The sequence below is a fragment of the Thauera sp. GDN1 genome, assembly GCF_029223545.1.
GTDB lineage: Bacteria > Pseudomonadota > Gammaproteobacteria > Burkholderiales > Rhodocyclaceae > Thauera.
In genome coordinates, this window is sequence record NZ_CP097870.1 from 1,364,244 (window position 1) to 1,390,343 (window position 26,100).

Genomic DNA, 26,100 nt, shown 5'->3' on the forward strand with positions numbered 1-26,100 from the left:
GCTTTCCCTGCGATGCTCGTCAAGAGTGCCCCTTCCAGTCTTCGAGAATACGATGCCCCAACTTCAGCCCAATAACCTGCTGCATGGTGCCACCCTGGAGCGCATTCTCACCGACCTGGTGGAGCGCGTCGGTTGGTCAAGGCTCGGGCAGCGCGTTAACATCCGCTGCTTCAATCACGAGCCCAGCATCGCCTCGAGTCTCAAGTTTCTCCGCCGCACGCCTTGGGCGCGGTCGCAGGTCGAGGCGCTTTACATTGAGACGGTCTACCGAGGGATGGACGCAAGCGATCCCAGGCAGGCCCCCCTGGATCCCGCGGATCGCTGAGGGCCCGAAGCAGAACCTGCGGCCGTTCGACGCCCTTGTCCCTCATGCCCTGCGCCGCGCATCAAGGGCAGGGAGACCATCGTTCAGGTCGTGCAGTGTCGCGCGGGACCGAGCTGCCATGTTGGAATAGGACGCGAACGAGGACCGCTGCCATACGGTGGTTGGCATGCACCGAGACGTGTCCGATCACGATCAGGCAGCGGCTCAGGCGTGTGTAGCGACGCCTTCGACGACCGAGCAAGGGTGGATGCGCCGCGGAACGTCTGACGTGAGCGTCGAGCAAGCAGAGGGTGCCCACGCGCACGATGCTCATTCGAATTCGACCACGACCTGGCCCGACTGCACATTGTCGCCCTCGGCGACGCTCAAGGCGGCGATGCGGCCGGCGATCGGTGCTGTGATGTTGGTTTCCATCTTCATCGCCTCGAGCACCATCAGTGGGTCGCCGACCTGCAGGCTCTGGCCGCGCTGGGCGATGAGGCGGACCACGATGCCCGATACCGGGCTGCGGCATACCTTCGCTTCATCGACCGCAGGGTCGTAGGCAACGGACGACGGTGCGGGTGGCGTGCTGGCGACGCTGCCCGAGAGCACGGCCGAACCGATGGGGTAGGCGGGGGGCAGGGTGGTGGTGTCGGCTTCGGCGGCCTCCACCTCGACCTCGAAAGTCTTGTCGTTGAGCGTGATCCTGAGTTTCACCGTGGAGTTCCTGTCAATGCACGCGGTGCGAGGCCTGGATATGAACGCGCCCGACCTGGGCCCAGGTGGCCGAATGCACCAGACGGACCTGGCGGATGCGGGCACGCACGCCGAGGAAGGCGGCGATCGCGGCGGAGAGGGCGAGCAGTTCTTCTTCGCTGATCTCGCCCTCGGTGACGGCCGGCGCTGTCCCTCGCTGCGTGACCGCAGGCGCGGCCTGCGGCAAGGTGGCGAGGTGCGCCTCCAGTTCGCTGATGCGCGCCCCGAGTGCGCGCACTTCGTCGCGCAGCGCAGCGATGACGGCGAGGAGTTGGTCCTGGTCGGTCACGTGCATCTCCTCACAGCGGCGTCAGGCCGTGCTTCTTGTGTGGCCGCGGCTCGCGCTTGGTGCGCAGGTATTCCAGCGCCTGGGCGATGTGGCGCCTCGTCAGCGCCGGCTCGATGACGGCATCGACGAGGCGGCGCTCGGCGGCCACGTAGGGGCTGGAGAAGGTCGCGCGGTATTCGCGGATCAATTCCGCGCGCTTCGCGTCCGGCTTCTCGGCCTCGTCGATTTCCTTGCGGAACACGATTTCGGCCGCGCCCTCGGCACCCATCACCGCGATCTCGGCGGTCGGCCACGCAAACACGCGGTCGGCGCCGAGATCCTTGCTGCACATCGCGACGTAGGCGCCGCCGTAGGCCTTGCGCAGGATCAGGGTGATCTTGGGCACGGTGGCCGACGAGTAGGCGAACAGCAGCTTGGCGCCGTGGCGGATGATGCCGCCGTACTCCTGCTTCACGCCGGGCAGGAAGCCGGGCACGTCCACGAAGGTGACCAGCGGTACGTTGAAGGCATTGCAGAAGCGGATGAAGCGCGCGGCCTTGTCCGAGGCGTCGATGTCGAGCACGCCGGCCTGCACCAGCGGCTGGTTGGCGACGATGCCCACCGTCCCGCCGTTGATGCGCGCGAAGCCGACGACGATGTTGGGCGCGTAACCCGCCTGCACCTCCATGAAATCGTCGAAGTCCACAACGCCCGCGATCACCCTGCGCACGTCGTAGCCCTGGCGGCCTTCAACGGGCACGAGGGCTTCGAGGGCGGGATTGGCGTCCACGCGGCGGTCGCCTTCGGTCTGAGGCGGGTCTTCCAGATTGTTCGCGGGCAGGAAGCTCAGCAGTTTCTTGCACAGCATCACGGCGTGGGCGTCGTCCTCGGCGATGAAGTGGATCACGCCCGAATGCAGCATGTGCGCGTCCGGCCCGCCGAGCTGTTCGGCCGTGACCTGCTCGCCGGTGACCTGGCGGATGACCTGCGGCCCGGTGATGAAGAGCTGCGCCTGGCGGGTCTGGATGATGAAGTCCGTGAGTGCCGGACTGTAGGCCGCGCCGCCTGCGCACGGCCCGCAGATCAGCGAGATCTGCGGCACCACACCCGACAGCAGCACGTTGGCGTGGAAGACCTTGCCGTAGCCCGACAGCGAGTCGATGCCCTCCTGCACGCGCGCGCCGCCCGAGTCGTTGATGAATACGAAGGGCGAGCCGGTCTTGAGCGCCATGTGCATGATGTCGGCGACCTTCTCCGAATGCACTTCGCCGGCCGAGCCGCCGGCAACGGTGAAGTCCTGGCTGGCGAGGTGCAGCAGACGGCCGCCGACTGCGGCAGCGCCGGTGACCACCCCGTCGGCGGGCAGGGACTTGCCCGCCATGCCGAACAGGGTGGCGCGGTGGGCGGCGAAGAGGCCGGTCTCGTCGAAGCTGTCGGGGTCGACCAGTGCGGCGATACGCTCGCGTGCGGTGAGCTTGCCGGTCTGGCGCTGCCTGTCGAGACGGTCGGCGCCGCCACCGTTTTCTGCGGTGGCGCGGCGGCGCTGCAGATCGGCGATCTTGTCCTGCATGGTACTCATGCGGTTTTCTCCAGGATGTGGCGCAGGGCGTACGGATTGGGGGCGGGCGGTTCGAACGCGCGAACGCCCTTCAGGCGACCGGCGTCACCGAGACGCGGTGGGAGCGACCATTCACCGTCACGTCATAGCTGATCGGCGTGCGCACCGGATTGGCACCGGCGTTGCCGGCGGTGGGCGTGGTTCCAGCAGCGCCAGTGGCTTGGGCGGCAGCAGCGGGATCTCGACCCAGGTTCTTTGGCCCGTCACAACGGCTGGCGAAGAACTTGGGCGCCACCTGAGGGAACATCGCATGGGTCAGCACGTCCTCGTCGCTGCCGTTGCTGCCGGGCAGAGCGATCGCCGCTTCGCGCAGTACCTGCCATTCGGGCTTGAGCAGGTCGGCGGGTCGGCAGTCGATCGGCGGCTTCTTCGCCTGCTGCTCGGCCAGCGTCACGACCTCGGGGTCGCGTGTGCCCGGCGCCTCGCCGTAGTAGCCCAGCATCAGGTCGGCGAACTCGCCCGACATCGCCTTGTAGCGCCCCATCATCACGTTGAACACCGCCTGCGTGCCGACGATCTGGCTCGATGGCGTGACCAGCGGCGGAAAGCCGGCATCCTCGCGCACGCGCGGCACCTCGATCAGCACCTCGCGCAGGCGGTGCGCAGCCTTCTGCTGCTTGAGCTGGCTCTCCATGTTGGAAATCATGCCGCCCGGGATCTGGCTGTCGAAGATGTCGGTGTCCACGCCGTGGATGTTGGACATGAACTCGGCGTAGCGCGGGCGGACGGCCGCGAAGTGGTCGCGGATGCGGCGCAGGCGGTCCCTGTCGAGCCGCGCCTCGAAGCCGGTACCCTCGAGCATCTCCACCAGGCTTTCGGTCGGGTTGTGGCCGGGGCCGAGGCTGAGCGAGCTGATCGCGGTATCCACGCAGTCGGCGCCGGCCTCGATCGCCTTCATCAGGCTCACCAGGGTGACGCCGGTGGTGGCGTGGGTGTGGACATGCACGCGCACGTCCGTGCCGCAGCGCTCCTTGATGCCCTTCACGATGTCGTAGGCCGGTTGCGGCTTGAGCAGCGCGGCCATGTCCTTCAGGCAGATCGAGTCACAGCCCATCTCGACCAGGCGCTGCGCCATGTCGATGAAGCCCGGCACCGTGTGCAGCGGGCTCACGGTGTAGCAGATCGTGCCCTGGGCGTGCTTGCCGGTGCGGCGCACCGCAGCGATGGCGCGCTCGAGGTTGCGGATGTCGTTGAGCGCGTCGAAGATGCGGAACACATCCATGCCGTTCTCGGCGGCCTTGGCGACGAAGCGGTCGACCACCGTGTCCTCGTAGTGCCGGTAGCCGAGCAGGTTCTGGCCGCGCAGCAGCATCTGCAGGCGGGAGTTTGGGAGCAGGCGGCGGAAAGTGCGCAGGCGCTCCCAAGGATCCTCGTTGAGGAAGCGGATGCAGGCGTCGAAGGTGGCGCCGCCCCAGCATTCCACCGACCAGTAGCCGGCGCGGTCGATGTCGGCGCAGGCGGGGATCATGTCCTCCAGCGCCATGCGGGTGGCGAGCAGGCTCTGGTGGGCGTCGCGCAGCGCGAGTTCGGTGATGTCGATGATGCGGGGCATGTCGGGGCCTTTGCGGCGGCACGGCACAGGCCTTCGTGAGGCCGGACAGCGACGCTGCGGGAAGATTGGTGCACCGCAACTATATTCCCCTGCCGCCTCGCGTGCATGACGTGGATCAAACAAGCTGCGCCGACTGCGTCCATCGCGTCACGGCCGACGACGAGGGGGGCGATCCGGAGTCATATCCCCGGTATCGGGACACTCGATGCTTTCCGAACGGGATTTATCTCGGCGCCATTTACACAGACAATCACGGACCGAATCCGCAACAGGCTCCACGTAATGAACCATCCTCGCTTCAACCCCTATCTGCTGCTCGTCCTCGCCTCGCTCTTCTGGGCGGGAAACATGGTCATGGGCCGAGGTCTGAGGGCCGATCTGCCGCCGGTCGCGCTCGCCTTCTGGCGCTGGGTGGTGGCCTTCGCCTGTGTGCTGCCTTTCGCTCTGCCGCATCTGAAGGCGCAGTGGCCGATGCTGCGCGCGGCCTGGAAGCAGGTGATCTTCCTGGGCGTGTTCGGGGTGGGCTTCTACAACACCTTCTCCTACCTGGCCGTCCAGCACACCACCGCGACCAGCGCCACCCTGCTCAATTCCTTCATCCCGTTCGCGACCATCGCGCTCGCCTTCGTCTTTCTCGGCAAGCGCCTGACCCGGCCGGAGGCGCTGGGGGTGCTGGTGTCGCTGTTCGGCGTGCTGCTGCTGATCAGCCGCGGCAGCCTGGAGGTCCTGTTCGGGCTCGGCCTCAACACCGGCGACCTGTGGATGCTCGTGGCCGTGCTGACCTGGAGCATCTACACGGTGGGGCTGCAGTGGCGGCCGCAAGGCGTGCATCCGATGCTGCAATTGGCGGCGTTCATCTTCGTCGGCCTGCTGGTGATCGCGCCGATGTACGTCTGGGAGATCGCCGAGGGGCGGGTCGTGAACCTGCACGCGGGGGCGGTGGCCGGCATCCTCTATGCAGGCGTGATGGCGGCGTTTCTCGGCTTCGTGTGCTTCAACGCGGGGGTGGTCGCGGTGGGGCCGGCGGTGGGCTCGCTGTTCATCCACCTGCAGCCGGTTTTTGCGGCGATCCTGTCCACGCTGTTGCTGGGCGAGTATCCGGCCTGGTTCCACTACGTGGGCATGGCGCTCGTTCTGGGCGGGATCGCGCTGACGATGCGGCGCCCTCGCGGCTGAACGGGCAGGGGGGGCTGACTGCAGTGCTCCGTTTAAAAATATTTGACCAAAACAATTTTGCTAAAATGCACATGCTTTCAACCAGACAGGAAGTTCAATGTGCGGAATCGCAGGTGAGTTGAGATTCGACGGCGGCACCCCCGACCTCGCGGCGCTGGCGCGGATGAACGCGCAGCAAAAGGCTCGCGGGCCGGACAACGGCGGCGTGTTCGCCCAGGGCGCGCAGGCCTGGGGTCACCGCCGGCTGAAGATCATGGACCTGTCCGAATCGGCCCAGCAGCCGATGGTCGATCCCGAGCTGGGCCTGGGCATCGTGTTCAACGGCGCGGTCTACAACCACCCCGAACTGCGCCGCGAGCTCGAGGCCAAGGGCTACCGCTTCTACTCCCACGGCGATACCGAGGTGCTCCTCAAGGCGTATCACGCCTGGGGTGAGGACTTCGTCTCCCGGCTCAACGGCATGTTCGCGTTCGCCGTCTGGGAGCGTGACAGCGGCCGTGTGCTGCTCGGTCGCGACCGCCTCGGCATCAAGCCGCTGTACTACGCGCCGATCGAGGGCGGGCTGCGCTTCGCTTCGGCGCTGCCGGCGCTGCTGGCCGCGGGCGGGCTCGACAGCTCGATCGATCCGGTGGCGCTCAATCATTACCTCTCCTTCCACGCCGTGGTGCCGGCGCCTCACACGCTGCTGGCCGGCGTGCGCAAGCTCGCACCGGGTACGCTGATGCGCATCGAGCCCGACGGCCGGCGCAGCGAACGCAGCTTCTGGGCGCTGGACTATGCCCGCGACGCCACCGACGAGTCGCGCAGCTTCGAGGACTGGACCGAGATCCTGCTCGACGGCCTGCGCGCTGCGGTGAAGCGCCGCCTGGTCGCGGACGTGCCGGTGGGCGCGCTGCTCTCCGGCGGTGTGGACTCCAGCCTGATCGTCGGCCTGATGGCCGAGGCCGGGGTGAAGGAGCTGCGCACCTACAACGTCGGCTTCGCCGATGTCGGCGGCGAGAAGGGCAACGAGTTCGAGTACGCCGATATCGTAGCGCGCGAGTTCGGCACGGTGCACGAGCGCATCTTCGTGCCCGAGCAGGAATTGCTCTCCCGCCTGCCCGAGGCGGTGGCGGCGATGAACGAGCCCATGGTGAGCCACGACTGCATCGGCTTCTACCTGCTCTCCGAGGCGGTGAGCCGGCACAGCAAGGTGGTGCAGAGCGGGCAGGGGGCGGACGAGGTGTTCGGCGGCTACCACTGGTATCCCAAGCTCGCCGGCAGTGCCGACCCGGTGGCCGATTACCTCGCGGCCTTTCGCGACCGCGACCACGACGAGTACCTCGCCACGGTGAATCCGCAGTGGCACGGGGGGGACGCGAGCGCCGCCTTCGTCGCCGCGAGCTTCAGCGCCCCGGGCGCGGACGACCCGGTGGAGAAGGCGCTGCGCCTCGACACCACGGTGATGCTGGTCGACGACCCGGTCAAGCGCGTGGACAACATGACCATGGCGTTCGGGCTGGAGGCACGCGTTCCCTTCCTCGACCACGAGCTGGTCGAGCTCGCCGCGCGCATCCCGGCGCGCCACAAGCTCGCGCATGGTGGCAAGGGGGTGCTGAAGGAGGCTGCGCGCAAGCTGATCCCCGACGCGGTGATCGACCGTCCCAAGGGCTATTTCCCGGTGCCGGCGCTCAAGTACCTGCAGGGGCCGGTGCTCGAGCGCGTGCGCGACGCGCTCTGCAGCCAGTCGGCGCGCGAGCGCGGCCTGTTCCGCAAGGACTACGTCGACACCCTGCTCGCCGACCCGTCCGCCCACATCACGCCCCTGCGCGGCTCCAAGCTCTGGCAGCTCGGGCTGCTGGAGTGGTGGCTGCAGGCCCATGTGGGTTGAGGACGGCGAACGATGATCCGCAAGCACATCGCGCGCGCCTTGCGCGCCGAGCAACGCAGCGCACAGCTCGCCGTGCATCGGCCCGCCGGCCAGTCCGAGCCGGCGGGCGCGCCTGCCGACGTCGTCATCGAATGCGGCTGGGGGCGCCTGTTGCCGGCGCAGACCTGGCGCGACGCCGCGAGCCTGGCTGCGGCGCTGGTGGCCGAGCGCCCGGGGCAGCGCGACATCGCCTTCTACGTCGAGAAGCCGCACGTGGTCGTGGCTCAAGCGCCGCAGCAGCTCTTCCTCGATCCGTCCGAGGCTTTCCGGCTCAATCTCGCCACCTACCGGATTCCGTCGCAGCGAGCCGGCCGGCGCGGCTTCACCTTGCGCCGGCTGCGCACGCGCGCCGACGTGGCGGCGATCAACGTGCTCTACCGCGCCCGCCGCATGGTGCCGGTGGATGCGCCGGCGGTGTGGAAGGCGCGCGCCAGCCGGGTGATCAGCTACGCGCTCGCCGAGGATCGCGCCAGCGGCGAGGTGATCGGCGTGGCGATGGGGCTGGACCACGTCGAGGCCTTCGCCGACCCGCAGCATGGCGCTAGTCTGTGGGCGCTCGCGGTGGCGCCGCAGGCGGAGCATCCCGGTGTGGGCGAGGCGCTGGTGCGCTACCTCGCCGAGCATTACCAGGCGCGCGGGCGCGAGTGGATGGACGTGTCGGTGCTGCACGACAACGAGCAGGCGATCGCCCTCTACGACAAGCTCGGCTTCCAGCGCATCCCGGCGTTCGCGGTCAAGCGCCGCAACGCGATCAACGAGCCGCTGTTTACCGGTGGCGGCGAAGCGCTGCAGGATCTCAATGCGTATGCCCGATTGCTCGTGGATGAGGCGATCCGGCGCGGCATCCACGCCGAGGTGATCGATGCCGAGAACGGCTACTTCCGCCTGACCCTGGGCGGGCGCAGCATCGTCTGCCGCGAGTCCCTGTCCGAGCTCACCTCCGCTGTGGCGATGAGCCGCTGCCAGGACAAGCGAGTGACGCTGAGACTGCTCGCCGCGGCCGGTCTCGCGGTGCCGCGTCAGGTCGATGCCGGTGACGACGCGCGCTGGCAGGCGCTGCTCGAGGATTGCCGTGCGGTGGTGGTCAAGCCGGTGGAGGGCGAGCAGGGCAAGGGCATCAGCGTCGACCTGCGCAGCGCCGAAGAGGTGCGCGTGGCCATCGAACGCGCGCGTCGGTTCTGCGACCGCGTGGTCGTCGAGCAGTTCTGCGCCGGCGAGGACCTGCGCATCGTCGTCATCGACCATCAGGTGGTGGCCGCAGCCGTGCGTCGGCCACCGATCGTGGTCGGGGACGGGCGCAGCACGGTGCGCGAACTCATCGAGCGCCAGAGCCGGCGGCGCGCCGCTGCCACCGGGGGTGAGTCGCGCATCCCGGTCGATGCCGAGGCCGAGCGCTGCATCGCCGCGCAAGGCTTCGCTCTCGACGCCGTGCTGCCGCCCGAGCGGCGCCTGCAGGTGCGCAAGACCGCCAACCTGCACACCGGCGGCACGATCCACGACCTTACCGCCGCACTGCATCCGGTACTGCGCGAGGCCGCCGAAAAGGCCGCGCGCGCACTCGACATCCCGGTCACCGGGCTGGATTTCCTGGTGCCGGCGGTCGATGGGCACGAGTACGTGATCATCGAGGCCAACGAGCGCCCCGGCCTCGCCAACCACGAGCCCCAGCCCACTGCCGAGCGCTTCATCGACCTGCTGTTCCCGCGCTCGCGTGCGAGTGCGGCCTGAGCGGGGCGGCGCCAATCCAGTGAGACGAGAGGAGTGCGCGACATGAACGATCCGACCCCGGCTGGGACCCTGCCCCCGATCGACTACGCCTATCTCGAGGAAACGATGCTGCAGCTGCTCGCGATTCCCAGCCCGGTGGGTCTGACCGACGCCGCCGTGCGCTATACCGCGGGACGCTTCGAGGCGCTCGGGATCCCCTACGAGATCACCCGCCGTGGCGCCATCCGCGCCACGCTGAAGGGCCAGGCCGCGCAGCCCGCGCGTGCGGTGGTCGCCCATCTCGACACCTTGGGGGCGATGGTGAAGTCGCTCAAGTCCAACGGCCGCCTGGAGATCGTACCGATCGGGCACTGGTCGGCGCGCTTCGCCGAGGGGGGACGGCTCACCATCTTCACCGATCACGGCCAGGTGCGCGGCACCTGCCTGCCGCTGAAGACCTCGGGCCACGCCTTCGGCGGCGAGATCGACAGCCAGCCGGTGGGCTGGGAGCATGTCGAGGTGAGGGTCGATCTGCCGGTGGCCGATCGCGCCGGGCTGGAGGCAGCCGGACTCGAGGTCGGCGACTGGATCGCCTTCGATCCCCAGCCCGAGATCCAGCCCGACGGTTACATCAACTCCCGCTACCTCGACGACAAGGCCGCGGTGGCCGCCCTGCTCACGGCCTGCAAGGCGGTGCGCGACCATGGGCTTAGGCTGCCGGTCGATGTGCATCCGCTGCTCACCATCACCGAGGAGATCGGCTCCGGTGCCTCGGCGGCGCTGCATGGCGAAATCGCCGAGATGGTGAGCCTGGACATCTCGATCGCGGCGCCCGGACAGAACACCTCGGAGCACGCCGCGACGATCTGCATGCAGGACATGTCCGGCCCGTTCGACTACCACCTCACCCACAAGCTGATCGCGCTCGCGAAGACACATGACATCGCCCATCGGCGCGACATCTTCCGCTACTACCGTTCGGATTCGGCGGCTGCGGTCGAGGCGGGCAACGACATCCGCACCGCGCTGATCGGTTTCGGCGCCGATGCTTCGCACGCGCAGGAGCGCACCCATCGCGACGCGCTCGAAGCGCTCACCCGACTCGTGGTCGCCTACATGGCCAGCGAGCCGGTGGCGCGCCGCGATTGTCGCTCCATGGGCTCGCTCGATGGTTTCACCGCGCAGCTGTGTCCGGGCGACATGACTGTCCCGAGCACGCCACTGCCAGTGCCGGAGACCTTCCTCGCCGATCCCGCGCCGCCGGCACCCGAGTAGGGGCCGCCGGCGTCGCGCGCGCAGGGGGCACGTGGCGGTGCACAAGCGACTGTATAGGTTGTATCTTATATAGGACTTTCGTTCGGCGACCTTGACCGTCGCTCCGATCGAACGCATTCTTCACAGGTTTCGCGTGCGCCCGGCGAACGCGAGCCACCGACATAATTCAATCCTGAGAGTCCGACACATGACCGAACGAGTGAGCTGCCAGCGCCTGCAGGTGGCGGCCAACCTGAAGCGTTTCATCGAAGAAGAAGCCCTGCCGGGCAGCGGCGTGGACGCTGCTGCGTTCTGGTCGGGCTTCGATGCCCTGGTCCATGATCTCGCCCCGAAGAACGCCGCGCTGCTGGCCGAGCGCGATCGCATCCAGGCCGAGCTCGACGCCTGGCACCGCGCCCACCCCGGTCCGGTCGCCGACATGGCCGCCTACAAGGCCTTCCTCGCCGCGATCGGCTACCTGCTGCCGGTGCCCGCGGACGCCAAGGCCACCACCACCGACGTCGACGACGAACTGGCGGTGCAGGCCGGCCCGCAGCTGGTGGTGCCGGTGATGAACGCGCGCTATGCGCTCAACGCCGCCAACGCGCGCTGGGGTTCGCTCTACGACGCGCTCTACGGCACCGACGCCATCGCCCAGAAGGACGGCGCCGAGCTCACCAAGGGCTACAACCCGGTGCGCGGCGCGCGCGTCATCGCCTTCGGCCGCCAGGTGCTCGACCAGGCCGCGCCGCTGGCCGGCGCCTCGCACGCGGACGCGGTCGCCTACGCGGTCGCCGCCGGCAAGCTGGTGGTCACCCTCAAGAGCGGCGCCACCACCGGCCTGCAGCAGGCGGAGAAGTTCGTCGGCTTCCAGGGCGAGGCTGCCGCGCCCTCGGCGGTGCTGCTCAAGAACAACGGCCTGCACATCGAGGTGCAGATCGACCGCAACGGCGCCATCGGCAAGACCGACGCCGCCGGCGTGAACGACCTGCTGATGGAAGCGGCGCTGTCCACGATCATGGACTGCGAGGACTCGATCGCCGCGGTCGATGCCGACGACAAGGTCGTGGTGTACCGCAACTGGCTGGGCCTGATGGACGGCTCGCTGGAGGACAGCTTCGAGAAGGGCGGCCGGATGATGACCCGCCGCCTGAATCCCGACCGCGCCTACACCGGCGCCGACGGCCAGCCGCTGACCCTGCACGGGCGTTCGCTGCTGTTCGTGCGCAACGTCGGCCACCTGATGACCAACCCCGCCATCCTGTGGGGCGAGGGCCGGGAGATCCCCGAGGGCATCATGGACGCGGTGGTGACCACGCTGGTCGCCAAGCGCGACCTCGCGCGCCGCGGCAACTCGCGCAAGGGCTCGATCTACATCGTCAAGCCCAAGATGCACGGCCCGGCCGAGGTGGCCTTCGCCGACGAGCTCTTCACCCGTGTCGAAGCGCTGCTCGGCCTGCCCGCGCACACCGTCAAGCTCGGCATCATGGACGAGGAGCGCCGCACCAGCGTGAACCTGCGCGCCTGCATCGCCGCCGCGCCGGCGCGCGTGGCCTTCATCAACACCGGCTTCCTCGACCGCACCGGCGACGAGATGCACACCGCGATGGAAGCCGGCCCGATGATGCGCAAGGGCGACATCAAGAACAGCAAGTGGATCGCCGCCTACGAGCGCCGCAACGTGCTGATCGGCCTGGCCGCCGGCCTGCGCGGCCGCGCGCAGATCGGCAAGGGCATGTGGGCGATGCCCGACCTGATGGCGGCGATGCTCGAGCAGAAGATCGTGCACCCGAAGGCCGGCGCCAACACCGCCTGGGTGCCGTCGCCGACCGCGGCCACGCTGCACGCGCTGCACTACCACCAGGTCAATGTGGCCGCGGTGCAGCAGGAGATCGAGAAGCTCGACCTCAACGCCGCGTCCGAGGCGCTGCTCGACGATCTGCTGACCATCCCGGTGGTGGCCAAGGCCGACTGGAGCGCGACCGAGCGCCAGCAGGAACTCGACAACAACTGCCAGGGCATCCTCGGCTACGTGGTGCGCTGGGTCGAGCAGGGCGTGGGCTGCTCGAAGGTGCCCGACATCAACGACATCGGCCTGATGGAAGACCGCGCGACGCTGCGCATCTCGAGCCAGCACATCGCCAACTGGCTGCGCCACGGCGTGGTCACCGCCGAGCAGGTCGAGGCGACGCTGCAGCGCATGGCCGCGGTGGTCGACGGGCAGAACGCGGGCGATGCGCTGTACCGCCCGATGGCGCCCGACTTCGACGACTCGGTGGCGTACCAGGCCGCGCGCGCGCTGATCTTCGAGGGCTGCGCACAGCCCAGCGGCTACACCGAGCCCCTGCTGCACCGCTATCGCCAGCAGTTCAAGGCGAAGGTCGGCGGCTGAGCCACCGACATCACGGCTGCGGGTTCGAGTCCGCGGCCGTGATCGCCGGCACAAACAAGAAAGGCGCCCGCGGGCGCCTTTCTTGTTGCCGCTCAGTGCGGCAGCTCGCGGGACCAGCTCACCAGAGCTGCCACCACGGCCTGTCGTCCTGCGGCCCGCCGCGGAAATAGACGCTGTCGGGGAAGTTGGTGCGCATCACGCGCTCGGCGTCGTCGCGCAACTGGGTCAGGCCCATCGCGTCGTAGCTCTTGACCAGCAGGAAAAGGGCTTCCTCGGTCGCCGGCGCCTGCGGGAAGTTGGTGACCGCGGTCTGGGCGCGATTGACCGCGGCCACATAGGCGCCGCGGTTGTAGTAATAGCGCGCCACGTGCACTTCATGCGAGGCGAGCGAGTTCACCAGGTACTGCATGCGCGCGCGCGAGTCGTCGGCGTAGCGGCTTTCCGGGAAGCGTTCGACGAGTTCGCGGAAGCTGTCGAAGGCCTCGCGCGCACCCTTGGGGTCGCGTTCCGACAGGTCCTGGCGAGACAGACCGGCGAGCAGTCCGAGGTCCTCGTTGAAGTTGACCAGGCCCTTCAGGTAGTAGGCGTAATCCACGTTCTGGTGGTTCGGATGGAGCTTGATGAAGCGGTCCGCCGCCGCCAGCGCCAGCGCCTGTTCGCCCTGCTTGTAGTAGGCATAGGCAACCTCGAGCTGGGCCTGCTGGGCAAAACGCCCGTATGGGTAGCGCGCCTCGAGTTTCTCGAAGAGCTGGATCGCACGGTCATAGCCGCCTTCGGACATCGAGGCCTTGGCTTCGGAATAGAGCGTCTGGGCATTCCAGCCCGCCGTCTCGTCGACCTGCTCGGGGAGCAGGCCGCAGCCGCCGAGCAGCAGGGCACCAATGAGGGCGGCTTTTGCCGTTAAACTTCCGGGGGTGAACCTGGCCATCGAAGACACTCGCGTGAATGAACGCGCCGATTATATCCCAGCCGCCCTGCCTGCCGACGACGCCGACTCGTGCGATGCGGTGACGATTCCGGCCGAGCTGGGCGGCCTGCGCCTCGATCAGGCGCTGGCCAGGCTGTTTCCGGAACACTCGCGCAGCAGGCTGCAGGGCTGGCTTCGTGACGGCTACATCCGTGTCGACGGCGCCTCTCCCGATGCGCGGCGCAAGGTGTGTGGCGGCGAGGTGGTCGAGATCGACGCACCGCCGCCCCCCGAGCTCGCCGCCGAGCTGCCCGAGGACATCCCCCTCGCACCCGTGTATGAGGACGAGCATATCCTCGTCATCGACAAGCCGGTCGGACTGGTGGTGCATCCGGGCAGCGGCAACTGGAGCGGCACCCTGCTCAACGCGCTGCTGCATCACGACCCCGCGCTCGCCGCTGTGCCGCGCGCCGGCATCGTACACCGGCTCGACAAGGACACCAGCGGCTTGATGGTGGTGGCGAAGACGCTGGCGGCGCAGACCGAGCTCGTCCGCCAGTTGCAGGCGCGCAGCGTGAAGCGCCACTACTGGGCCCTGGTGCAGGGCCAGCTTGGCAGTGGCGGTACCGTGGATGCGCCGATCGGCCGTCATCCGACGCAGCGCACCCGGATGGCGGTCGTCGGCAACGGCCGCCCGGCGATAACGCACTACCTAGTGGTCGCGCGCTTCGCTCGCTGCACGTTGGTCGAGTGCCGGCTGGAGACCGGCCGCACCCACCAGATCCGCGTGCATATGGCGCATATCGGTCATCCGCTGGTAGGCGATCCGGTCTACGGCCAGCGGCGCACGGGCGACGCCGTGCTCGACCGCTTCCCGCGCCAGGCGCTGCATGCCTTCCGTCTCGGCCTGGTCCACCCGCACTCCGGCGCCGCCATGGAGTGGAGCGTGCCGATGGCCGCGGACTTCGCGGTGCTGGTCGATGCGCTGCGCGGCCGGAGCTCGGGGGGAAAGGAATGAAACGGGGCGGCATGGTGGATGCATCTTTGGAGGAGATCGCCCCGGGCGTTCTGCGCCCCGACTGGGATCTGCCTCCCGGTGTCGGCGCCCTGCTGACCACGCGCGCTGGTGGCGGGAGCGCCGGGCCATACGCGGGCTTCAATCTCGGCGCCCACGTGGGCGACGATCCGGCAGCAGTGGCCGCCAACCGCGAACGCCTGCGCTCGTTCCTGCCCGCCGATCCGCTGTGGCTGAACCAGGTCCACGGTGCCGCGGTGGCCCATGCCGACGCATGCACGGGCGTGCCCGAGGCCGATGCCGTGCTCGCGCGCACCGGCGCGCGGGTGTGTGCAGTATTGACCGCCGATTGCCTGCCGGTGCTGTTCTGCGACGACGAGGCGTCGGTGGTCGCCGCCGCCCATGCCGGCTGGCGTGGCCTGGCCGCCGGCGTGCTGGAAAACACGGTCCGGCGGATGGGGGTGCCGCCGCACCGCCTGCGTGCCTGGCTCGGACCGGCGATCGGACCGACGGCCTTCGAGGTCGGGGACGAAGTGCGGGCAGCCTTCGTGGCCGCCGACCCGGCCGCTGCGGCGGCCTTCGTCGCCCGCGACGTGCCGGGAAAATGGCTCGCGGATCTGTTCGCGCTCGCCCGCCTGCGCCTGCGCGCGGCCGGCCTCGTCCGCATCGCGGGCGGCGGGGTGTGCACGGTGTCTGCGCCGGAGCGTTTCTATTCCTACCGGCGCGACGGCGTCACCGGCCGCTTCGCGTCCCTGGTCTGGCTGCGTGGGCGTTGATCGAACGTCCGAATCCGGTCACCGCTGGTGGAGCACTCGCACTGCATGAGCGCCGGAGGCGCCGTGCCTATTGATCGGCGTGCGTTTCGGCTCTATCGTTGCATTCGCGTGCTTCCCTTTCCATGCGCCGACGCCGGCGTGCCGGGGTGCCGAACAACCACAGGAAAAGCGCCAGGGGCGCGAGGCCCCAGAAGACGAAGGTCAGCACCGCGGCGACGATCGTGTCTTCCGCAGCGGCAATCAGGATGACGACGTAGAGCCAGGCAATCGGGATCAGGTACATGCACCGATTCTAGCGCGTGATCGCTCGGGCGGTCGCCTGCGCCACAACACCAACAAACGTGCGGTTTCGGCCGCCGGAAATCACCAAGAGAAAGGCTCAGGAGGTTTGGATGTCGGATTCAGCGGGCAAACAGGTGCCGCCTAGCATGCAGGCGATGCTCGCCGCGGGGCAGGCGATGGCGCAGGGTTTCTTCGATGCGCTGGCACGTCAGCACGTGGCGATGCAGGATTCTTCCGGCGTTGCCGCACCGAAGCTGCCGATGCCCGAGGCCGAAGTCGTGGCCGCGATGCAGCGCGAATACGCCGAGAAGCAGGCTGCATTGTGGTCGTCCATGCTCGGCCGCAAGCCGGGTGAAGCGGGCGAGACCGTCGTCCAGCCCGAACCGGGCGACAAGCGCTTCGCCGCGCCGGAGTGGTCCGAGAGCCCGGTGTTCGACTACGTGCGCCAGGCTTACCTGCTCAATGCCGACCTGCTGCGCAGGATGGCCGATTCGATGCCGATCGCCGATGGCCGCGCCAAGTCGCGCATCCAGTTCCTTACCCGGCAGTACATCGACGCGTTGTCGCCGAGCAACTTCGCGGCGACCAATCCGGAGTTCATCAAGACCGCGGTCGAGACCAAGGGCGAGAGCATCGCCCGCGGCGTGCAGAACCTGCTCGCCGACCTCGAGAAGGGGCGGATCTCGATGACCGACGACTCGGCCTTCGAGATCGGCCGCAACCTGGCGCTGACGCCGGGTTCGGTCGTTTTCGAGAACGAGCTGATGCAGCTGATCCAGTACGCGCCGCTGACCGAGAAGGTCGCGCAGGTGCCGCTGCTGATCGTGCCGCCGTGCATCAACAAGTTCTACATCATGGACCTGCAGCCGGAGAACTCGCTCGTGCGCTTCGTCGTCGAGCAGGGCTTCACCGTCTTTCTCGTGTCGTGGAAGAACCCGCGTCCCGACAGCGGCGGGCACCACACATGGGACGACTACCTCGAGAAGGGGCCGCTGGCGGCGCTCGAGGTGGTGCGTTCGATCACCCGCGTCAAGAAGCCCAACGTGCTCGGCTTCTGCGTCGGCGGCACCATCCTGACCTCCGCGCTCGCGGTGGCGCGGGCGCGTGGCGAGGAGCCGGTGTCCAGCCTGACGCTGATGACCACGCTGCTCGATTTCTCCGATGCGGGCGAGCTCGGCTGCCTGGTCGACGAGGCCAGCGTCACCGCGCGCGAGGCCGCGATCGGCAAGGGCGGGGTGCTCAAGGGCCAGGAGCTCGCCAACGTGTTCTCCTTCCTGCGCGCCAACGACCTCGTGTGGCAGTACGTCGTCGGCAACTACCTCAAGGGCAACAAGCCGGTCGCCTTCGACCTGCTGTACTGGAACTCGGATTCGACCAATCTCCCGGGGCCGTTCCTGACCTGGTACCTGCGCAACATGTACCTCGAGAACAACCTGCGCGTGCCGGGCAAGCTCAAGATGCTCGGTCACAAGGTCGACCTCGGCAAGGTGGATGTGCCGGCCTACCTGATGGCGGCGCGCGAAGACCACATCGTGCCGTGGAAGAGCGCCTACCTGGCGCGCAACCTGCTCGGCGGCGACACCACCTTCGTGCTCGGCGCCAGCGGCCACATCGCCGGCGCGATCAATCCGGCCTCGAAGAACCGTCGCAGTTACTGGACCGCAGAGGGGCGCCCTGCGGATCCGGACGAATGGCTGGATGGCGCGACCGAGAACAAGGGAAGCTGGTGGCTGCACTGGATCGAATGGCTGCGCGGCCATGGTGGCAAGCAGGTCGCGGCGCGCGGTCGCCTGGGCAGCACGAAGTACGAGCCGATCGAACCGGCGCCGGGGCGTTACGTCAAGGAGCGCGCCTGACGAGGGCCGCGGAGGCATTCTTTCTCGGCGGCAGCGGATCGGACGGTCGCTGCCGTCGTGTTCAACGACCGTCCACAAGAACATTGGTACCCGATTAGGGAGAGGAGAGAACGATGGCAAGAGTTGCACTGGTAACGGGTGGCATGGGTGGTCTGGGCGAGGCGATCTGCATCAAGCTCGCAGCGCTGGGCTACAGGGTGGTCACGACGCATTCCCCGGGCAATGCCAAGGCGCACGAATGGCTGCAGACCATGAACAACATGGGCTACGGCTTCAAGGCGGTTCCCTGCGACGTGTCCGATTTCGATTCGTGCAAGGCCTGCGTCGAGCAGGTGGTCAGGGAGGTGGGGCCGGTCGATGTGCTGGTCAACAACGCCGGCATCACCCGCGACATGACCTTCAAGAAGATGACCAAGGCCGACTGGGATGCGGTCATCAGCACCAACCTCGACTCGGCCTTCAACATGACCAAGCAGGTCATGGATGGCATGGTCGAGCGCAAGTGGGGTCGCGTGATCAACGTGTCTTCGGTCAACGGCCAGAAGGGCGCCTTCGGCCAGACCAACTACGCCGCCGCCAAGGCCGGCATGCACGGCTTCACCAAGGCGCTGGCGCTGGAAGTGGCGCGCAACGGCGTGACCGTCAACACGATCTCGCCGGGCTACATCGGCACCAAGATGGTGATGGCGATTCCGCAGGAGATCCTCGACTCCAAGATCCTGCCGCAGATCCCGGTGTCCCGCCTGGGCAAGCCGGAAGAGATCGCCGGCCTGGTCGCTTACCTGTCCTCGGACGAGGCGGCGTTCGTGACCGGCGCCAACATCTCGATCAACGGTGGCCAGCACATGTTCTGATTCCGCGCGAGCTGGAACAGGCATCGAAAGAACGCGCCCGCCAGGGCGCGTTTTTTATCCGCGGCGCAATATTTTCTGGGGTATTGCGTTGCAACAAGTTCAGTCAACAGTGGATATAATGGCTCGGTGCGGTGGCTGACGCGCTGCCGCATGTTGTGCCGAAGAGGATGCGGGCAAGGGTGCCTGCCAGTGGCTTCGGTTTCCAAAATTGCCCCAGAAGGATTTCAAGATGTCCCAGAAAATCGCTCTCGTTACCGGCGCCATGGGTGGTCTCGGCACGGCGATCTGCCAGTCCCTCTCCAAGGACGGTTTCAAGGTCGTCGCCAACTGCCTGCCGAACTTCGAGCAGAAGGACGCCTGGCTGTCCGCCCAGCGTGACCTGGGTTTCGACTTCGCCGCCGCTGAAGGCGATGTCTCGAACTACGAATCGTGTGCCGCCATGGTTGCGAAGATCGAAGCCGAAGTCGGTCCGATCGACGTCCTGGTGAACAACGCCGGCATCACCCGCGACAAGTTCTTCCCCAAGATGGAAAAGGGGCAGTGGGATGCGGTCATCAGCACCAACCTGAACAGCCTGTTCAACGTGACCCATCACGTCTCCGCCAAGATGGCCGAGCGCGGCTGGGGCCGGATCATCAACATCTCCTCGGTGAACGGCGTCAAGGGCCAGGCCGGCCAGACCAACTATTCGGCGGCCAAGGCCGGCGTGCTGGGCTTCACCAAGGCGCTCGCCGCCGAGCTCGCCACCAAGGGCGTGACCGTCAATGCGATCGCTCCGGGCTATATCGGCACCGACATGGTCATGGCGATCCGCGACGACATCCGCCAGGGCATCATCGACACCGTGCCGATGAAGCGCCTCGGCCGTCCGGACGAGATCGGCGACCTGTGCGCCTACCTCGCCTCCGACAAGGCCGCCTACATCACCGGCGCCACCATCAACATCAATGGCGGCCTGCACATGTGCTGATGTTGCAGCGTGCCATGCGCGAAATCACGAAGCCCCGTCGAAGGACGGGGTTTCGTTTTCGCGGCGCGATATAATTTTTCCGTAAAGAGCGAAGACACCGCCGCCGAGGAGATGGAGAGATGCCGGAACAGCAGCGCCTGATCAAGAAATACCCGAACCGCCGTCTGTACGACACGCGCACGAGTTCGTACATCACCCTGGCGGACGTCAAGGAGCTGGTGCTCAACCACGAGCTGTTCCAGGTCTTGGATGCCAAGACCAGCGAGGATCTGACGCGCAGCATCCTGCTGCAGATCATCCTCGAGGAAGAAGCCGGCGGCGCGCCGATGTTCACCAGCGACCTGCTCGCGCACATGATCCGTTTCTACGGCAACGCGATGCAGGGCATGATGGGCAAGTACCTCGAGAGCAACATCAAGGCCTTCACGGAGATGCAGGCCAAGCTGCAGGACCAGGCGCACGCGATCTATGGCGAGAACAGCCCGGTCGGCCAGGACCTGTGGGCGCAGTTCCTCAACTTCCAGGGGCCCGCGCTGCAGAGCATGATGGGCGCCTACGTGGATCAGTCGAAGAAGATGTTCGAGCAGATGCAGAGCCAGCTCGAGAGCCAGACGCGCAACATGTTCACCGGCTTCCAGTTTCCCAACTACGTCAAGCCCGAAGACGGCCCGTCGTCCGCTCCGGCGGCCATGGGCAAGGACGAAGGCAAGAAGTGACCGGATGAGCGCGGACCCGCCGCGCATGTCCGTTTCGACCCGACAGGTTTTCCTCGCATGACCACCTTCAAGACCCCGGACCTGCCGCGCGTCGGCTTCGTTTCCCTCGGCTGCCCGAAGGCGACCGTCGATTCCGAGCACATCCTCACCCGCTTGCGCGCCGAGGGCTACACGATCTCGGGCAGCTATGACGACGCCGACCTGGTGGTCGTCAACACCTGTGGTTTCATCGATGCCGCGGTCGAGGAGTCGCTCGACGCGATCGGCGAGGCGCTGGCCGAGAACGGCAAGGTCATCGTCACCGGCTGCCTGGGCGCCAAGGACGACGTGATCCTGTCCGCGCATCCGCAGGTTCTCGCCGTGACCGGTCCGCACGCGACCGAAGAGGTCATGCACGCGGTGCACAGGCACCTGCCCAAGCCGCACGACCCCTTCACCGACCTCGTGCCGCCGCAGGGCATCCGCCTGACGCCGCAGCACTATGCCTACCTGAAGATTTCCGAAGGCTGCAACCACCGCTGCACCTTCTGCATCATCCCCTCGATGCGTGGCGATCTGGTCAGCCGCCCGATCCACGAGGTGATGCGCGAGGCCGAGGCGCTGGCCGATGCCGGCGTCAAGGAAATCCTCGTGATCTCGCAGGACACCTCGGCCTACGGCGTCGACGTCAAGTACCGCACCGGATTCTGGGGCGGGCGTCCGGTCAAGACGCGGCTGCTCGACCTCGCCAAGGCGCTCGGCGAGCTCGGCATCTGGATCCGGATGCACTACGTCTATCCCTACCCGAGCGTCGACGACCTGATCCCGCTGATGGCCGAGGGCAAGATCCTGCCTTACCTCGATGTGCCCTTCCAGCACGCCAGCCCGCGCATCCTCAAGGCCATGAAGCGCCCGGCCAACGCCGAGAACGTGCTCGAGCGCGTGCGCAAGTGGCGCAGCATCTGCCCCGACCTGACCATCCGCTCGACCTTCATCACCGGCTTCCCCGGCGAGACCGAGGAAGACTTCGAGATGCTGCTGAACTTCCTCGAGGAAGCCCAGCTCGACCGCGTCGGCGCCTTCGCCTATTCCCCGGTGGAAGGCGCAGCGGCCAACGAGCTGCCCGATGCGGTGCCGGAGGAGGTGCGCGAGGAGCGTCGTATGCGCCTGATGGATTTCCAGGAAGACATCTCCACCCAGCGCCTCGAGGCCAAGATCGATCGCGAGATGACCGTGCTCGTCGACGAGGTCGACGAGGAGGGCGCGCTCGCACGTTCGCCGGGCGACGCGCCCGAGATCGACGGCCTGGTCATCATCCCCGACGGCGAAGGCCTGGCACCGGGCGACTTCGTGCGGGTGCGCATCACCGATTGCGATGTGCACGACCTCTACGCCGAGCGCATCGAATAAGGCGCGATCCGGCATGCCGGGGAGGGCGTCGCGGTGAGTGGAGCGAGTGCCCTCGGCGCGGTCGGACTGGCCTGTGCGAAGCCTGCGGGCGACGGGCCGGCGATCGGTCTCGCGCTCGGTAGCGGTGCGGCGCGCGGCTGGGCGCACCTGGGCGTGCTGCAGGAACTCGCGCGCGAAGGCATCGCGCCGCAGATCATCACCGGCTGCTCGATCGGCGCCTTCGTCGGCGCGGCCGCGGCCTCGGGCGACCTCGACAAGCTGGTGCGCTGGGCCGAGACGCTCAAGTGGCAGGACGTGGTTTCGCTGCTCGACGTGTCGCTGCGCGGTGGGCTGATCAAGGGCCAGAAGCTGATCGATTTCTTCGAGCGCAACTTCGTCGATCGTGACTTCACCGAACTCGATCAGCGCTTCGCGTGCGTCGCCACCGAACTGTCCACCGGACGCGAGATCTGGCTGCACGAAGGCAGCGTGTCGGCCGCGGTGCGCGCCTCGATCGCGCTTCCCGGACTGATGACGCCGGTACTGCACCAGGGGCGGATGCTGGTCGACGGCGGGCTGGTCAATCCGGTGCCGGTGTCGCTGTGCCGGGCGATGGGGGCCGACGTGGTGATCGCGGTGGACCTCGGTTCAGACATGGTCGGCCGCGCGTTCCGGCACTCGGCGGTAGAGCCTGCGCCGCTGGAGGAGACCGAGGCCGGATGGACCGAACGCCTGCTATCGCGCTTCGGTTTCGCCGCGGAAGACGGGGCTCCGGCGCCCGCCCGCGTTGCTGACGACAACCTCCCCTCGCTGGTGTCCGTGATCAGCTCCAGCATCAACATCATGCAGGTGCGCATCGCGCGCAGCCGTCTGGCCGGCGAGCCGGCCGACCTGCTGGTCTCGCCGCGCGTGTCCCAGCTCGGCCTGATGGATTACCACCGCGCCGACGAGGCGATCGCCGAGGGCGTGGCCGCGGTTGCGCGGGTCAGGCCGCTGCTGCGCGAGCTGCTCGGCATCGGCAACGAGTGAGGAAGCGATGACGGATTCCCTGGCCGACACGCTGCGGGGCATCGTGGGCGCGGCGCATGTGCTCGATGCTGCGCACGACATGGCGCCCTACCTGAGCGACTGGCGTGGGCGCTACCACGGTCGCGCGCGTGCGGTGGTCCGCCCGCAGGACACCCCGCAACTGGCAGCGGTGGTCGCCGCCTGCGCGGCGGCCGGGGTGCCGATGGTGCCGCAGGGCGGCAATACCGGCCTGTGCGGCGGCGCGACTCCGCTCGCCGACGGCGCCGCGGTGGTGATCAGCCTGGCGCGCATGAGCCGCATCCGTGCGCTCGATACCGACAACGACACCCTCACCGTCGAGGCCGGCTGCACGCTCGCAGCGGTGCAGGAGGCCGCCGCGGCCGCGGGGCGGCTGTTTCCGCTGGCGCTGGCTTCCGAGGGCAGTTGCATGATCGGCGGCAACCTGTCGACCAACGCCGGCGGGGTGCAGGTGCTGCGCTACGGCAATACCCGGGATCTGATCCTCGGCCTCGAGGTGGTGCTTGCGGACGGCCGCGTCTGGGACGGCCTGCGCGGCCTGCGCAAGGACAACACCGGCTACGATCTCAAGCAGCTCTTCATCGGTGCGGAGGGTACGCTCGGCATCGTCTCGGCGGCGGTGCTGAAGCTCTTCCCGGCGATCCGCAGCCGCGCCACCGCGTGGGTGGCGGTGCCCGACCCGGCGGCGGCGGTGCGCCTGCTCGGATTGCTGCGTGCGAACTGCGGCGACCGCGTCAGCGCCTTCGAGATCGTCGGCCGCGCCGCGCTGGAGCTTGTGCTGCAGCACATCCCCGGCGCCCGCGATCCGCTCGCCGGTGCGCCCGCGTGGACTGTGCTCGTCGAGCTGTCCGACCCCGCGAGCGACGCGCCGCTGGAGGCCCAGCTCGAGGCGGCGCTGGCGACGGCGTGCGAACAGGGGCTGGCGAGCGATGCTGCGGTGGCAGCCAGTGTTGCCCAGGCGCAGGCGCTGTGGGCGCTGCGCGAGAACATCTCGGAAGCGCAGCGCATCGAGGGCGTCAGCATCAAGCACGACGTGGCGGTGCCGATGAGCCGGATCGCCGAATTCCTCGAGCGTGCGGGCAGGGCGCTCGCACGGCGCTGGCCGGACGTGCGCGTGGTGGCTTTCGGCCACATCGGCGACGGTAACCTGCACTACAATCTGTCCAAGCCTGTCGCGGACGACAACGTCGCCTTCATCGCACGTACCGGCGAGGTGAATCGGATCGTGCATGATCTGGTGTGCGAACTCGGTGGCTCGATCTCGGCAGAACACGGCCTCGGCCAGCTCAAGCGCGACGAGATCCTGCACTACAAGTCGGCGCTGGAGATCGAGCTGATGCAGCGGATCAAGCAGGCGCTCGATCCACAGGGGTTGATGAACCCGGGCAAGGTGCTCCGTCACGAAGGCGGATGATCAAAAAGACGCAGAAAGACGTTTACAAGCCCGATGAGGCGACCTATAATGCGCGCTCTTCGGTGCAGGGGGTATAGCTCAGCTGGGAGAGCGCTTGCATGGCATGCAAGAGGTCAGCGGTTCGATCCCGCTTACCTCCACCAAATCGAAGTTGATGTGCCGTAGTCCCCATCGTCTAGAGGCCTAGGACACCGCCCTTTCACGGCGATAACCGGGGTTCGAATCCCCGTGGGGACGCCATACAAGGCAGCGCAGCCAATCGGCTGCGAGGCAAATCCGGTGGAAGCCGGAGCAGGTCAGTGCGGAGTGGTAGTTCAGTCGGTTAGAATACCGGCCTGTCACGCCGGGGGTCGCGGGTTCGAGTCCCGTCCACTCCGCCAGTTTCAACCAGAGCCATGCTCTGGAATGTTTCGAAGGTGACAATTCGAAACGCTTGCGGTGGGCTTTTCCGGAAGCTATAATCGCCGCCTCGTTGTGGGGGTATAGCTCAGCTGGGAGAGCGCTTGCATGGCATGCAAGAGGTCAGCGGTTCGATCCCGCTTACCTCCACCAAAAGGTTTATGCAGTAGATAGGCTTGCAGTCCCCATCGTCTAGAGGCCTAGGACACCGCCCTTTCACGGCGATAACCGGGGTTCGAATCCCCGTGGGGACGCCACACAAGGCTGTCCGGCACAAATCGGACAGCAAGACGGCGAAAGCCGCAGCAGGTCAGCGCGGAGTGGTAGTTCAGTCGGTTAGAATACCGGCCTGTCACGCCGGGGGTCGCGGGTTCGAGTCCCGTCCACTCCGCCACCAAAAAGCCCTTTGTCGATCATTCGACAAAGGGCTTTTTTCCATTCCGTCGCCGGTCATCGTGCGATCATCCCCATGTTTTGCTGGAACGGTCTCATCCCGGTGCGACCGCCTGGGTCGGCGCACGCGGTTAATGCTGCGCCTTAGGCATGTCCCGGATCGGCCTGGTACTGGTGCGCGCCGGTCGAATCCGCTAAAGTGCCGCCCATACGCAGCGGTATGGAAGGCTCGTCGTGTCGATCTGCCGCTGCCCGCTTGAACATTGAACGTGCGAAGGAGAGCGAAGACGATGGCTATCGACAAGATCGGTGTGGTGGGTGCAGGCACGATGGGTAACGGAATCGCGCAGGCGCTTGCCGTGGCCGGCTGCGACGTGGTGATGATGGACGTGGGCGAGGCGCAGCTGAAACGTGGTCTCGACACGATCAGTGCCAGCCTCGATCGCCTGATCAAGAAGGAGAAAATGAGCGCCGAGCAGAAGGCGACCGCAATGGCGCACATCTCGACCGCTGGCGCTGTCGCAGGGCTGGCCGAATGCGATCTCGTGATCGAGGCGGCGACCGAGAATGTCGACCTCAAGCTGCGCATCTTCGCCGACCTCGACAAGACGCTGAAGCCCGAGGCGATCCTCGCCAGCAACACCTCCTCGATCTCGATCACGCGCCTGGCTGCGGCCACCCAGCGCCCGGGGCAGGTGATCGGCATGCACTTCTTCAACCCGGTGCCGCTGATGGCGCTGGTGGAGCTGATCAACGGCCTGCAGACCTCTGCGGGTACCTATGCGGCGGTGGAAGAGCTGGCGAAGTCGATCGGCAAGACTCCGATCAAGGTCAAGAACAGCCCCGGCTTCGTGGTCAATCGCATGCTGTGCCCGATGATCAACGAGGCGGTGTTCGCGCTTGGCGAAGGCCTGGCCACGGCGGCCGAGATCGACGAGGCGATGAAGCTCGGCTGCAACCACCCGATCGGCCCGCTCGCCCTGTGCGACCTGATCGGTCTGGATGTGGAACTGGCGGTGATGCAGGTGCTGTACGAAGGTACCAAGGATCCGAAGTACCGTCCGGCGCCGCTGCTGGTGGAGATGCTGGAAGCGGGCTATCTGGGGCGCAAGAGCGGCAAGGGCTTCTTCGAATACCCGGCGAAGTGATCATGGGGCGAGGCCC

22 protein-coding genes and 6 tRNA genes are annotated in these 26,100 nt (G+C 67.4%); 22 read left to right on the forward strand and 6 right to left on the reverse strand.

Features of this window, described 5'->3' with window-relative positions; genetic code table 11:
* Positions 1-52 precede the first annotated feature (52 nt).
* Positions 53-325: a VF530 family protein gene (locus CKCBHOJB_RS06205; protein WP_281051128.1), complete on the forward strand. Its 273-nt coding sequence runs from the start codon at positions 53-55 to the stop codon at positions 323-325.
* Between the two features lie 309 nt (positions 326-634).
* On the opposite strand, the gene CKCBHOJB_RS06210 is transcribed toward CKCBHOJB_RS06205, so the two are convergent.
* The 4 genes from CKCBHOJB_RS06210 to CKCBHOJB_RS06225 form a co-directional block, all read right to left on the reverse strand.
* Entirely contained in the window at positions 635-1,024 is a 390-nt protein-coding gene (locus CKCBHOJB_RS06210; RefSeq protein ID WP_281051129.1) for a biotin/lipoyl-containing protein, read from the reverse strand.
* Between the two features lie 13 nt (positions 1,025-1,037).
* Positions 1,038-1,352: a hypothetical protein gene (locus CKCBHOJB_RS06215; protein WP_281051130.1), complete on the reverse strand. Its 315-nt coding sequence runs from the start codon at positions 1,350-1,352 to the stop codon at positions 1,038-1,040.
* A 10-nt stretch (positions 1,353-1,362) separates the two neighbouring features.
* Positions 1,363-2,901, reverse strand: coding sequence for an acyl-CoA carboxylase subunit beta (locus CKCBHOJB_RS06220; protein ID WP_348634864.1), 1,539 nt, complete (start codon positions 2,899-2,901; stop codon positions 1,363-1,365).
* Positions 2,902-2,980: 79 nt separating this feature from the next.
* Positions 2,981-4,501 carry a methylmalonyl-CoA carboxytransferase subunit 5S gene (locus tag CKCBHOJB_RS06225; protein WP_281051132.1) on the reverse strand — a complete coding sequence of 507 codons (1,521 nt, stop codon included), beginning with the start codon at positions 4,499-4,501 and terminating at the stop codon, positions 2,981-2,983.
* A gap of 282 nt (positions 4,502-4,783) precedes the next feature.
* On the opposite strand from CKCBHOJB_RS06225, the gene CKCBHOJB_RS06230 reads away from it, so the two are divergent.
* From CKCBHOJB_RS06230 to CKCBHOJB_RS06250, 5 genes are all read left to right on the forward strand, one after another.
* Positions 4,784-5,677 carry a DMT family transporter gene (locus CKCBHOJB_RS06230; RefSeq protein WP_281051133.1) on the forward strand — a complete coding sequence of 298 codons (894 nt, stop codon included), beginning with the start codon at positions 4,784-4,786 and terminating at the stop codon, positions 5,675-5,677.
* Between the two features lie 97 nt (positions 5,678-5,774).
* Positions 5,775-7,547 carry an N-acetylglutaminylglutamine amidotransferase gene (locus CKCBHOJB_RS06235; RefSeq protein ID WP_281051134.1) on the forward strand — a complete coding sequence of 591 codons (1,773 nt, stop codon included), beginning with the start codon at positions 5,775-5,777 and terminating at the stop codon, positions 7,545-7,547.
* A gap of 12 nt (positions 7,548-7,559) precedes the next feature.
* Positions 7,560-9,314, forward strand: a complete 1,755-nt coding sequence (ngg, locus tag CKCBHOJB_RS06240; protein WP_281051135.1) for an N-acetylglutaminylglutamine synthetase — start codon at positions 7,560-7,562, stop codon at positions 9,312-9,314.
* 42 nt (positions 9,315-9,356) lie between these two features.
* Positions 9,357-10,568 (forward strand): osmoprotectant NAGGN system M42 family peptidase, encoded by a 1,212-nt coding sequence (locus CKCBHOJB_RS06245; protein ID WP_281051136.1) that lies wholly within the window; start codon positions 9,357-9,359, stop codon positions 10,566-10,568.
* A 187-nt stretch (positions 10,569-10,755) separates the two neighbouring features.
* A complete protein-coding gene (locus tag CKCBHOJB_RS06250; RefSeq protein ID WP_281051137.1) occupies positions 10,756-12,939 on the forward strand; it encodes a malate synthase G in 2,184 nt (727 codons plus the stop codon).
* A 118-nt stretch (positions 12,940-13,057) separates the two neighbouring features.
* On the opposite strand, the gene CKCBHOJB_RS06255 is transcribed toward CKCBHOJB_RS06250, so the two are convergent.
* Positions 13,058-13,867: an outer membrane protein assembly factor BamD gene (locus CKCBHOJB_RS06255; RefSeq protein ID WP_281051138.1), complete on the reverse strand. Its 810-nt coding sequence runs from the start codon at positions 13,865-13,867 to the stop codon at positions 13,058-13,060.
* Between CKCBHOJB_RS06255 and rluD the strand changes: the two genes are divergently transcribed.
* A complete protein-coding gene (gene rluD / locus CKCBHOJB_RS06260) occupies positions 13,854-14,864 on the forward strand; it encodes a 23S rRNA pseudouridine(1911/1915/1917) synthase RluD (protein ID WP_281051139.1) in 1,011 nt (336 codons plus the stop codon). The genes CKCBHOJB_RS06255 and rluD overlap by 14 nt on opposite strands.
* Before the next feature lie 35 nt (positions 14,865-14,899).
* Positions 14,900-15,637 (forward strand): peptidoglycan editing factor PgeF, encoded by a 738-nt coding sequence (gene pgeF, locus CKCBHOJB_RS06265; protein ID WP_281051633.1) that lies wholly within the window; start codon positions 14,900-14,902, stop codon positions 15,635-15,637.
* A gap of 67 nt (positions 15,638-15,704) precedes the next feature.
* Here pgeF and CKCBHOJB_RS06270 read toward each other — a convergent pair whose 3' ends face one another.
* Entirely contained in the window at positions 15,705-15,920 is a 216-nt protein-coding gene (locus CKCBHOJB_RS06270) for a hypothetical protein (protein WP_281051140.1), read from the reverse strand.
* 109 nt (positions 15,921-16,029) lie between these two features.
* Between CKCBHOJB_RS06270 and phaC the strand changes: the two genes are divergently transcribed.
* The 14 genes from phaC to CKCBHOJB_RS06340 all read left to right on the forward strand — a co-directional run bounded on the left by phaC (position 16,030) and on the right by CKCBHOJB_RS06340 (position 26,084).
* Entirely contained in the window at positions 16,030-17,775 is a 1,746-nt protein-coding gene (gene phaC / locus CKCBHOJB_RS06275) for a class I poly(R)-hydroxyalkanoic acid synthase (protein ID WP_281051141.1), read from the forward strand.
* Positions 17,776-17,888: 113 nt separating this feature from the next.
* A complete protein-coding gene (gene phbB, locus CKCBHOJB_RS06280; protein ID WP_281051142.1) occupies positions 17,889-18,629 on the forward strand; it encodes an acetoacetyl-CoA reductase in 741 nt (246 codons plus the stop codon).
* A 229-nt stretch (positions 18,630-18,858) separates the two neighbouring features.
* Positions 18,859-19,599: a beta-ketoacyl-ACP reductase gene (locus CKCBHOJB_RS06285; protein ID WP_281051143.1), complete on the forward strand. Its 741-nt coding sequence runs from the start codon at positions 18,859-18,861 to the stop codon at positions 19,597-19,599.
* A 119-nt stretch (positions 19,600-19,718) separates the two neighbouring features.
* Positions 19,719-20,315 (forward strand): polyhydroxyalkanoate synthesis repressor PhaR, encoded by a 597-nt coding sequence (phaR, locus tag CKCBHOJB_RS06290; protein WP_281051144.1) that lies wholly within the window; start codon positions 19,719-19,721, stop codon positions 20,313-20,315.
* A gap of 57 nt (positions 20,316-20,372) precedes the next feature.
* Entirely contained in the window at positions 20,373-21,704 is a 1,332-nt protein-coding gene (gene rimO / locus CKCBHOJB_RS06295) for a 30S ribosomal protein S12 methylthiotransferase RimO (protein ID WP_281051145.1), read from the forward strand.
* Between the two features lie 66 nt (positions 21,705-21,770).
* Positions 21,771-22,712, forward strand: coding sequence for a patatin-like phospholipase RssA (gene rssA, locus CKCBHOJB_RS06300; protein ID WP_281051634.1), 942 nt, complete (start codon positions 21,771-21,773; stop codon positions 22,710-22,712).
* A 7-nt stretch (positions 22,713-22,719) separates the two neighbouring features.
* Positions 22,720-24,144, forward strand: coding sequence for an FAD-binding oxidoreductase (locus CKCBHOJB_RS06305; protein WP_281051146.1), 1,425 nt, complete (start codon positions 22,720-22,722; stop codon positions 24,142-24,144).
* 67 nt (positions 24,145-24,211) lie between these two features.
* Positions 24,212-24,287: transfer RNA gene (locus CKCBHOJB_RS06310), tRNA-Ala, on the forward strand.
* Positions 24,288-24,308: 21 nt separating this feature from the next.
* Positions 24,309-24,384 (forward strand) — tRNA-Glu (locus CKCBHOJB_RS06315).
* A gap of 63 nt (positions 24,385-24,447) precedes the next feature.
* Positions 24,448-24,524: transfer RNA gene (locus tag CKCBHOJB_RS06320), tRNA-Asp, on the forward strand.
* Between the two features lie 96 nt (positions 24,525-24,620).
* Positions 24,621-24,696: transfer RNA gene (locus CKCBHOJB_RS06325), tRNA-Ala, on the forward strand.
* 28 nt (positions 24,697-24,724) lie between these two features.
* Positions 24,725-24,800: transfer RNA gene (locus CKCBHOJB_RS06330), tRNA-Glu, on the forward strand.
* Between the two features lie 60 nt (positions 24,801-24,860).
* Positions 24,861-24,937 (forward strand) — tRNA-Asp (locus CKCBHOJB_RS06335).
* 289 nt (positions 24,938-25,226) lie between these two features.
* Positions 25,227-26,084: a 3-hydroxybutyryl-CoA dehydrogenase gene (locus CKCBHOJB_RS06340; protein WP_281051147.1), complete on the forward strand. Its 858-nt coding sequence runs from the start codon at positions 25,227-25,229 to the stop codon at positions 26,082-26,084.
* Positions 26,085-26,100 lie beyond the last annotated feature (16 nt).